Source organism: Kosakonia oryzendophytica (assembly GCF_027886705.1).
GTDB classification, from domain to species: domain Bacteria; phylum Pseudomonadota; class Gammaproteobacteria; order Enterobacterales; family Enterobacteriaceae; genus Kosakonia; species Kosakonia oryzendophytica.
The window spans coordinates 894,188-903,674 of sequence record NZ_CP115659.1; the positions used below are offsets into that span (position 1 = coordinate 894,188).

Sequence of the window (9,487 nt, forward strand, 5' to 3'; positions counted from 1 at the left end):
TGTGCTGATTGCCGGGGAATCTCACGTCACTTTTTAATAAACCAGCGGTAAATAAGTGCTTTTGCACAATAGTTCTCGTGCATTTTCTGCCCTAAAGTCAATTTCACATAGGTGGCTTTTGACAATTTACGCAGGAACAGAGGACGTATGAATAAATCACTGCTGGCGCTGATGTGCTGTGGCGCATTTTCATCGTTTACGGCGCAGGCCGCGCCTTCCCACTGCATACCCGAAGACTTTGGCGGCAAAGCAGATGCAAAAAACCTTAATACACACGCTATTCAGCAAGCGATCCAACAGTGTAGCCAGCGCGGCGGCGGCACGGTGGTGTTATCGCCTGGCGTCTGGTTAAGCGGCCCCATACAGCTACAAAGCAATATCACCCTGGAGGTTGGCAAGGGGGCGACATTAAAGGCCAGTAATGCGGAAGGGAAGTTTGTAGCCGCATTTATTGGTCAGCCGGCCCGCGCCAACGAAGCCTTTATTTTTGCCAGCCAGGCGCAGAATGTCGCCATCACCGGCAGCGGAACGCTTGATGGCGATGGCGAAAAGAGCTGGTGGCCCGAGGCGTTGCAGATCCGTGCACAGGTGCGCAGCGGCAATACCAACGCTTTTACCGACCGCTTTCCTGGCGTTCCGTTGGCAAATGGTGCTCCGCGCCCGTGGTTTGTGGAGTTTAACCAGGTCACCAACGGGAAGATCGAACAGCTTCACCTGACTAACTCCCCGATGTGGAATATCGTTATCCGCAATAGCGACAAGATTGCTGTTCACCAGGTCAGCATCAGCAACCCAACCACTTCACCGAATACAGACGGTCTGGATATTGTCTCTTCACGCAATGTTACCGTGTCGAAAATGGACATTCACACCGGTGATGACAACATTGCCATCAAGTCCGGTCTGGTGCCCGGTACGGCAGCGCCATCGCAGGATATCGCCATTCGCGACTCCATCATGCGCGATGGACACGGCATCTCTGTTGGCAGCGAAACCGCCAACGGCATCGGGCGGGTGACAGTCAGCCATGTCACGTTCCTCAATACGGAAAACGGTATTCGCATCAAATCGGCCCGCGATCGGGGGAACACGATAGGTCCGCTGGTGGCCGACCATTTGACAATGACCAACGTGGCGACGCCGATTCTGATAACCAACAGCTATAGTGGCCAGTCGGGTGCGCAGGGCAACACCTTGATTTCGGCGATTGAAAACGCAGCCGTTACGCCCTCGACGCCGAAAATTTCCGGGGTGGATATCTCCGGGCTCACCGCAACCAATGCCAACCATGCCATGATTTTTAGCGGATTGCCGGAGTCGGTCGTGCAGAATGTATCGTTAAAAAACATTGATATTGCAGCGAAATATGGTATTCAGGCGCGCTACGTGAACGGGCAGGGCCAAGACGTGCAGATTAAAACACAGTACGGCGCGGCGGTAGAGCAGGGGCTGCAAGTCACGCTCAAACTTAACTGATAGCACAGTGGTTTACGCGCCCGGTAGACGAAACGGCCGGACGCTCTGACTGTCAGCGTGCACGCTCTTGACCAATGACAAGGCGGGCAGGGGGTGACTCTCTTTATAATCTCCCGCGTTTCCCTTCTCACTGGTGTGGACCTATGGCTTACCAACTAAACCTTAACTGGCCGGAATTTCTTGAGAAATACTGGCAAAAGAAACCCGTTGTCCTGAAGCGCGCGTTCGCGGACTTTGTCGATCCGATTTCGCCCGATGAGCTGGCAGGCCTTGCTATGGAGCCGGAAGTGGACAGCCGCATTGTCAGCCACGTCAATGGTCAGTGGCAGGCATGGAACGGCCCGTTTGAGCAGTTTGATCATTTAGGGGAAACCGACTGGTCATTGCTGGCACAGGCAGTGAACCACTGGCATGCACCCTCCGCCGAACTGGTTAAACCGTTCCGCGTGTTACCGGAGTGGCGTTTTGACGATCTGATGATTTCCTATTCCGTGCCGGGCGGCGGCGTGGGCCCGCATATCGATCAATACGATGTGTTTATCATTCAGGGGATGGGCAGCCGCCGCTGGCGCGTGGGCGACAAATTGCCGATGAAGCAGTTCTGCCCGCATCCGGCATTGCTGCATGTCGATCCTTTCCCGCCGATCATTGATGAAGATCTGGAACCGGGCGATATCCTCTATATTCCGCCGGGATTCCCGCATGACGGCTTCACGCATGAGACCGCGTTTAACTACTCCATCGGCTTCCGCGGGCCGAACGGTCGCGACCTGATCAGCAGTTTTGCAGATTACGCGCTGGAAAACGATCTTGGTGGCGAGCATTACAGCGATCCCGATCTCACCTGCCGTGAACATCCGGGCAGAGTGGAAGATTACGAGCTGGAGCGCGTGCGCGGGATGATGATCGAGATGATCAGCCAGCCGGAGCATTTCAAACAGTGGTTCGGCAGCTTTATCACCACGCCGCGGCATGAACTGGATATTGCTCCGGAGCCGGATGACTATCCTGTGGAAGAGATTGTGGCAGCGTTGAAAGAGGGGCAGGTGCTTACCCGCCTGAGTGGGCTGCGCGTGCTGCACATCGGCGACAGCTTTTTTATTAACAGCGAGTGTCTGGAGACCGCCGACGCGCGCGCCGCTGATGCGCTGTGTCGCTATACCATTATCGGTCAGCAGGAACTGGGTGACGCTCTGGATAACCCGGCATTTGCCGCCGAGCTGACTGCGCTGGTAAACCAGGGATATTGGTACTTCGACGAGTAAAATGTTCGCTGCGGGCCTGAGAAGGTGAAGCCGCCATCTGGCACAGTTGCCAGGTGGCGTTGACGTTTCGGAACGTGCAATTAGCGGGCGACAATAAAGCGTTTGTCGTCGTCGATAAAGGTTTTCTCATCGGCGGCGGCGACGATATTGCCAAAATTCATCTCTGCGCGCAGTTTCCAGCTCTCCGGGATCGCCCATGTCTGGCGAACTTCCTCGTCAATCAGCGGGTTATAATGTTGCAGGTTAGCGCCAATGTTTTTTTCCGCCAGCGCCAGCCACACCGCATACTGGGCCATTCCACTGCTTTGTTCCGACCAGACGGGAAAGTTATCGGCATAAGCAATGTACTGCTTCTGTAAATGCGAGATCGTCTCCTGATCTTCAAAAAACAGTACCGATCCGGCGGCAGCAACAAACCCGTCGAGCTTATCGGAGGTGGCATGGAAACTCTCCGCCGGGATCACATTGCGCAACTGCCCTCGTACCAGCGCCCAAAAACGATCGTGTTCTTTACCCATCAAAATCAATGCCCGCGAACTTTGTGAGTTAAATGCCGACGGCGCCTGACGAATCGCTTCTTTGATTATCGCCTCCACCTTCTCTTCATCGAGCGGTAGCGCTTTACCCAGCAGGTAAATGGTTCTGCGCGCTTTGGCAAGGGCAAGAAAATCCTCCGGTGTGGCGCTGACCGGCAGGGTGCGCAACTCCAGATCCAGCGGGTTATGCGGCGTTGCCGGCTGAGGCTGGCCTTCCGTGCGAGCGAGCGTCGAATTCAAGATTTGCTGAAACGGGTGCATGGTTCACTTTTCCTGTTGTGCGCGTTAAGCCGGATTTTGTGCTTTATCAGAGCATGGGCCAGCCCATGTCGATCATACGAACAAACAAGATAAAAAGCGGTATTTGTGCCAAAAACAACCGGCTTCACCGGAAGGGCGGCGGTTAAAGCTGAAAGTTGCGGTGTTGATCACGCAGGAAGCTGTCCGCGCAGCATGCGTGGGGCTTCATCCTCAGACGTCCAATGACAGGGGGAATTGTGTTTCACGCATCACGCCATGTGCGGGAGCCTTGTCGTACCGGAAGAGGGTCGTTATCATTCCAATTTGTATGACAATATAAAAGAGGATCGCTGTATAAATTAATGCATATCGAATGGGTGGTGTGCGGTCAGTAAAGGTATGCAGACGCTGACCGAATGTCCCGTGTCATCAGTGATATATTTTCACGTTACTGGCGGGTTACTGACAAAATTATTCAACAACAGTAAGACGTTTCCCGGTTTTAATATATGGGATAAATGAAAATAACAGATTAGGATCGATAGCATCAATAACTGCACATGAATTAACCTTTTGCTTTATATGAACTTTTTTATGATTTTAAGACATTCCGTATGGATCAATTTCATTTTATTCTCTATTTTAAACATTAACCCTAAAGAAAATTTCTACGCGGTCGATGGATATGGATATAGCTCCGAATACGGAACAGCCCCCCTGGTCGCCAGGTATTGAGGAAAAAATGAAAGCAGAGTCGCACCATAGTCGTCTTCCTTTGCATTTGGATCCGCTATCGGAGCGCAATGTGCTGGTTCCACCGTTTGTGAAAACCATCGCCGTTCGCTTGTGCTGGGCGTCTTCTGTGGATGAAGCTGAGGCTTACCGTCTGCTTTCCTTACCTTATTACCATGATGAAGTCACTGAAGATGACCGTGCCCAGCTGTGCGCACGTTTCCCGTTTATGGCCGCTTTACGTGCGCCAACGGCGATTGCCGATTATACGATTTCGCTGGTGACGGTCTGGTTGTTGATTGAAGAGATGTACCATCGCGGAACGGTGTTGCCGGACGATATCATGCGCGGCTTAATGCAAAAAACGACAACCATACCGGCGCATGATTGTCGTAAAGATGAGAAAGAGTCTGCTGCCTGTACTGATGAGCAGCGCTGATGGATCACGCCAGTACGTTGTTATCGATAATGTATCGTTCCATATAGCGGGCAATGGCGTTGCGCAGGATCTCATATTTCTTACGCATCGGGTCGCTGCGGTGGAAAATCAGCACCACTTTGCGTTTTGGCTCCGGACTCACACAGCGCAAATAGCGAATGTTTTCATTGCCCCCCTGTTGCTGGGTAGAAAGCAGCGGGAAGAATGAAACGCCACGGTTAAACGCCACGCCACGACGCAGCGTTTCAAGTTGCATGGCGACAAAACGCGGATCGGGTTCCAGCTCGAACTGATAGCAATAACGCAGCACCTGGCTGTGCAGGCAGTTGCCGTCATCAATCATCAGGATCTTACTGTTTTTCAGATGCCCCATATCGATTTCACCCATTCGCGCCCACGGATGCTGTTGGCTTACGCCCAGTACGAGTGGTTCATCGAACAGCGGTAGCTCAACGTATTTGCTGGTATCTTTGTTAGAGGTCATGATCGCGCATTTAATGGCGTCGGACTCCAGCATGTTCAGCAACTGATTGGTTTGCGCTTCGTGAATTTCCAGTTCGATTTCCGGGAAGTTCTCGTGACATACCGAATTCAGATGAGAAAAGATATACGGTGCAAGTGTAGGGATAATGCCCACATCGAGCGTCTGCATCAGGCTCTGATAGTGACTGCTGCTGGCCATGTTTTTCAGCGCTTCGATCTCCCGCAACACCACCTGGGTTTGTTCGACCAGACGCAGGCCGGTCTGCGTGAAGCGGATCCTGCGTGTCGTACGCTCCAGTAGCTGCAAACCAAGCTCATTTTCCAGTTTACGCAACTGTGCGCTCAGCGTTGGCTGGCTGACATTACAGGCCTCCGCTGCACGTTGAAAATGTCGATGCTTGGCCAGCGCGACGAGATATTCAAGATTACGGATGTTCATTGTGATCCCCGGGGCGCAAGTTTCCGCTTGGTTGACGATCCGCGTGTAACAACGTGCTGTGTAAATGACGTGTTATTATTTTCAACTCTGTCATCAAGTCTCTCCCTCATGCTTGGACATGAGATGTGTGATTTTTATTATTCATTGTCATCCGGTTCGTGCCGCAGCCTGTAGAGACGGAAACGACATAACGAACCGGTGTTCCTGTATTGCCAGGCCGGTTATCGGTCAATTCTAAAAGGCATCCTGCCTGTTTTCTGCGCATTCCTGCGTCAGAGACTGCACTGCTAAAACATCACTAAGGTGCGCGGGCCAACGTAACCGGCGCAAAACTGCGTATTGCTGGCGACGAAGCGCCGTTACTCTTTTTTTAATGTGATGGCAAATAACGACAGCATATGCAGTACGGACAAATAATATCCCTCTCCCGGACGAACGGACTTATCCATATGCTGGTAATCGCCCATCGTTAAATCACGCACCGCCAGGATGCCGCCAGACATCGAGTAATTCGCATGTCCTTCCCCGGAGACATCCACCCACGCGGGCGTTTCGCTTCGGGCATAATTTGCCCAAAAATGACGGAAATTATCCGTCGAATGTTGTTGCGTTTCGCTCAAGCTTAAGTACAGCGGGATGCGAATTGCGTCATAACTAAAACGTGCCGGCCAGTTATCGGCAGGTATGACTTCACCATTATTCTTGACAAAAATCCAGTCGCTGGGCAGTTGCGTTTTACCAAAACGCGCTTTATCGAGTAAATTCAGGCTCGATTTTTTCAGCTTCAGCCAAATATCATTATGCTGATGTTGCCAGAAACTATCCCAGGCTGGAAAGATAAAGTATGAAGGATTAATAATATAGCCATCATCTTTAGTAAATCCACTCAAACCTGGCAGCAGTAAAGTGTGTGTATCTTGTTCAATAATCAAACAATTGATTAGCGCTTCTTGAATATTTTCAGAGGCGGTCAGATAACTCTGGTCATGCCACTTATTCCCGGCCAGTAATAATGCCCAGGCAATAAGTGTATCGCCGTCGCTGGCATTATTATCGTCAGTCACTTTGTGTTGTTGCGGATCATAACGCCTGGCAAATAACCAAAGTGAAGGACGTAATAATGTATTACGCGTCCAGCGCCATATTTTCTCAAAACTGGCGGGATCATCGTTCATCACCGCCAATAACATGCCATATCCCTGACCTTCCGAATGGCTGATATCGCCATTTTCATGGTCAACTATGCGGCCATCCTGGCTTAGGTAGTTCTGTTTAAATAGCACCCAGTTGCCGTCCTGACTGCGGGCTGAAAAAGAGGTCATGGCCAGCGAAAGCAATAAGCACGACATGAGCCAGGTGGTCCTTAACATGAGATTTCCTGTTGTGAAGATATGGCAGTTAACCGGGTAAAACGCCGTCAGGCGTTAAACCACTTCTGCAATGCGGTCAACGACTTCAGCCACCGGCGATAACGTCAGTTCATGCTGCAACCAGTGGCGGAACGCCGGACCGGTAGCGTCATGACGCAGGCCGTACTCCACAAACGCTTTCATATAACCGATTTTGTCGCCGCAGTCGTGAGACTTACCGGTCAGGGCATAAGCCTCAACAGGCGAGCGTTCAAGCAACATCGCAATGGCATCGGTCAGTTGGATTTCGCCACCCGCGCCGATAGGGGTTTTGCGCAACAACGGCCAAATTTCTTTGGAAAGTACGTAACGCCCAACCACCGCCATGTCTGACGGAGCCTCATCGACGGCCGGTTTTTCTACCATTCCCTGCACCTGACCGAAGCGGCCTTCCGCTACGTTTACACCGCCGCAATCCACCACGCCGTAGCGGGAGACGTCTTCATGGTTAACGCGCTCGATCATCAACTGGCTGGCGCCGGTTGTGGTAAAGCGGTTGATCATCGCCGCCAGGTTATCTGAAGAGAGGTCGCACTGGCTATCGTCGATCAGCACATCCGGCAGCAACACGACAAAGTCGTTATCGCCAATCAGCGGTTCTGCGCACAGTACCGCATGACCCAAGCCTTTTGAGTGACCCTGACGCACATGCATAATGTTCATGCCTGCCGGGCAAATCGTACGAACTTCTTCCAGAAGCTGGTTTTTCACGCGAGATTCCAGCAATGACTCCAGTTCAAAAGAGGTATCGAAGTGGTTTTCGATGGCATTTTTGGACGAGTGGGTCACCAGCACGATTTCACGGATCCCGCAAGCGTAGCATTCCTGCACGATATACTGGATAAGCGGTTTATCCACAATCGGTAACATCTCTTTGGGAATAGCCTTGGTAGCCGGGAGCATACGTGTACCGAGGCCTGCCACTGGGATTACAGCCTTTAACATACTTATTTCCTCTGGGAAAAAACTATTGCTGTTTGTAGTCGTTAAAATATCAACACACAACGGTGTTAATAATGCTACCAGGCTCATTAATGCCTGGAACCTGATAATTAATAAAATCATCACCGCCGCTCGCCTTAACCCGATAAAGGGCGGTGTCGGCAGCTTTTAATATTGATGAAAAATTCGGTCCGTGTTCAGGATAACTGGCAACGCCAATACTGACCGATAATTCCACAGTTTGTTGCAGGTACTGCAAATACATTGGCTGACGAGTGGCCTCAACAATGGATTGCAACACGCCACGACCCATTGGTTCATCCACACCATCAATATAGGTCAGGGCAAACTCATCGCCGCCCAACCGTCCGAGTAACGTCGTGCGGGAAATACATTGCTTCACCCGGCTTATAAAGCAACGTAACACCTCATCTCCCGCCGCATGCCCCAGTTCGTCATTAATGGTTTTAAAATTGTCGAGATCGAGGATCGCCACGACAATCTGCGCGCCACGCGCATTCGCTGCACGAATTTTCTTACGGCTGCGAATATAATAACCCTGGCGGTTCAGGGTCTTGGTTAATGCATCGTTATGCGCACGGAAATGCAATTTTTCACGAATCGTCATATGTCGGGTAATATCAAAACCCAACAGAATAAATGCGAATATTTCACCGTTATCATCACGACGCGGCATTAGTCTGGTGTCGAGCCATAGCCTCTCGCCGTTCTTTTTCTTCTGCGATATTTCCCCCTGCCAGTTATCGCCGGTTTGCTGTGCGAGTTTAATGGCCATCGCCAGAGAGATGATGGTTGTCTCATCTTCGGACTGAAACAAAACCTGGCCAATCACTTCGTCATGGCTAAAACCGGTGAGCTGGTAGAAAAACGGGCTGGCGTAAATAATTCGCCCGGATGTATCGAGAACCAGTGAAACAAAGGCATTGTCCTCCATATGGTTAACTGTTTCGATTTCCAGTGTTCTTCCTGAAACCACGATCTCATTAAACATTATGGTCACCTGATTGTTGATATATGGTGGAAATGCCCTTGCGAAATTATTCGCCAATGGCGTAACGGAAAATCAGCACATCTTCAGTGGCGTTGTCTTTCCAGCGCACGGGCACCTGATTGCCTGCGCCCTGCGACACCAACCACTGGGAATAGGCACCTTCCAGCACATAGGCGCTGGCACGACGCCAGCCCGCTTCATCACGGTATTCCGGTGCATGCGGCCAGGCGCAATGCAGCAGAATCAGCTCGCGCTGGGCGGGCGCCATCTTCACGAAGCCCCAGTTAAACAGCTCCAGCACCCGGTTGATGCTCGCTTCCAGTTCGCTGACGGTGGCTGCGTTATCAATGGGATACCACTGGGCCATCATCTGACCAATACGTCTCAAGGCGTCGGGATCTTTATCGCCACGACCTTCGGTGTATTCGTTGAAGAACAGATACACCAGATCGTGCCAGCCAGCCTGATAGTTGCGTTGTAAATAAGTGTCCTGATTGCTAAACATCATGTATCC

General features: G+C 51.4%; 9 protein-coding genes. 3 read left to right on the top strand and 6 right to left on the bottom strand.

What is annotated here, in order from left to right:
• The first annotated feature begins 147 nt into the window (after nt 1–147).
• Together O9K67_RS04360 and O9K67_RS04365 are read left to right on the top strand one after the other, a co-directional pair.
• Nucleotides 148–1,476: a glycoside hydrolase family 28 protein gene (locus tag O9K67_RS04360; RefSeq protein WP_061493278.1), complete on the top strand. Its 1,329-nt coding sequence runs from the start codon at nt 148–150 to the stop codon at nt 1,474–1,476.
• Between the two features lie 143 nt (nt 1,477–1,619).
• Complete coding sequence (locus tag O9K67_RS04365; RefSeq protein WP_061493279.1) at nt 1,620–2,741, top strand: ribosomal protein uL16 3-hydroxylase; 1,122 nt, start codon at nt 1,620–1,622, stop codon at nt 2,739–2,741.
• A gap of 80 nt (nt 2,742–2,821) precedes the next feature.
• On the opposite strand, the gene O9K67_RS04370 is transcribed toward O9K67_RS04365, so the two are convergent.
• Complete coding sequence (locus O9K67_RS04370; protein ID WP_082794128.1) at nt 2,822–3,538, bottom strand: nitroreductase family protein; 717 nt, start codon at nt 3,536–3,538, stop codon at nt 2,822–2,824.
• A gap of 664 nt (nt 3,539–4,202) precedes the next feature.
• Here O9K67_RS04370 and O9K67_RS04375 point away from each other — a divergent pair.
• Nucleotides 4,203–4,688 (top strand): hypothetical protein, encoded by a 486-nt coding sequence (locus tag O9K67_RS04375; protein WP_245191431.1) that lies wholly within the window; start codon nt 4,203–4,205, stop codon nt 4,686–4,688.
• A 4-nt stretch (nt 4,689–4,692) separates the two neighbouring features.
• On the opposite strand, the gene oxyR is transcribed toward O9K67_RS04375, so the two are convergent.
• From oxyR to bcsD, 5 genes are all read right to left on the bottom strand, one after another.
• Nucleotides 4,693–5,610 (bottom strand): DNA-binding transcriptional regulator OxyR, encoded by a 918-nt coding sequence (gene oxyR / locus O9K67_RS04380; protein ID WP_061493281.1) that lies wholly within the window; start codon nt 5,608–5,610, stop codon nt 4,693–4,695.
• Between the two features lie 359 nt (nt 5,611–5,969).
• Nucleotides 5,970–6,980, bottom strand: coding sequence for a glycosyl hydrolase family 8 (locus O9K67_RS04385; RefSeq protein ID WP_061493282.1), 1,011 nt, complete (start codon nt 6,978–6,980; stop codon nt 5,970–5,972).
• A 54-nt stretch (nt 6,981–7,034) separates the two neighbouring features.
• Complete coding sequence (gene galU, locus O9K67_RS04390; RefSeq protein ID WP_061493283.1) at nt 7,035–7,964, bottom strand: UTP--glucose-1-phosphate uridylyltransferase GalU; 930 nt, start codon at nt 7,962–7,964, stop codon at nt 7,035–7,037.
• 49 nt (nt 7,965–8,013) lie between these two features.
• Complete coding sequence (locus O9K67_RS04395) at nt 8,014–8,973, bottom strand: sensor domain-containing diguanylate cyclase (RefSeq protein ID WP_061493284.1); 960 nt, start codon at nt 8,971–8,973, stop codon at nt 8,014–8,016.
• A gap of 46 nt (nt 8,974–9,019) precedes the next feature.
• Nucleotides 9,020–9,481, bottom strand: coding sequence for a cellulose biosynthesis protein BcsD (gene bcsD, locus O9K67_RS04400; RefSeq protein WP_061493285.1), 462 nt, complete (start codon nt 9,479–9,481; stop codon nt 9,020–9,022).
• Nucleotides 9,482–9,487: the final 6 nt, after the last annotated feature.

Excerpts from the sequence above, each read along its gene's own strand:
- O9K67_RS04360 (WP_061493278.1), top strand. The coding sequence starts at position 148 with ATGAATAAATCACTGCTGGCGCTGATGTGCTGTGGCGCATTTTCATCG.
- O9K67_RS04365 (WP_061493279.1), top strand. The coding sequence starts at position 1,620 with ATGGCTTACCAACTAAACCTTAACTGGCCGGAATTTCTTGAGAAATAC.
- O9K67_RS04370 (WP_082794128.1), bottom strand. The coding sequence starts at position 3,538 with ATGCACCCGTTTCAGCAAATCTTGAATTCGACGCTCGCTCGCACGGAA.
- O9K67_RS04375 (WP_245191431.1), top strand. The coding sequence starts at position 4,203 with ATGGATATAGCTCCGAATACGGAACAGCCCCCCTGGTCGCCAGGTATT.
- oxyR (WP_061493281.1), bottom strand. The coding sequence starts at position 5,610 with ATGAACATCCGTAATCTTGAATATCTCGTCGCGCTGGCCAAGCATCGA.
- O9K67_RS04385 (WP_061493282.1), bottom strand. The coding sequence starts at position 6,980 with ATGTTAAGGACCACCTGGCTCATGTCGTGCTTATTGCTTTCGCTGGCC.
- galU (WP_061493283.1), bottom strand. The coding sequence starts at position 7,964 with ATGTTAAAGGCTGTAATCCCAGTGGCAGGCCTCGGTACACGTATGCTC.
- O9K67_RS04395 (WP_061493284.1), bottom strand. The coding sequence starts at position 8,973 with ATGTTTAATGAGATCGTGGTTTCAGGAAGAACACTGGAAATCGAAACA.
- bcsD (WP_061493285.1), bottom strand. The coding sequence starts at position 9,481 with ATGATGTTTAGCAATCAGGACACTTATTTACAACGCAACTATCAGGCT.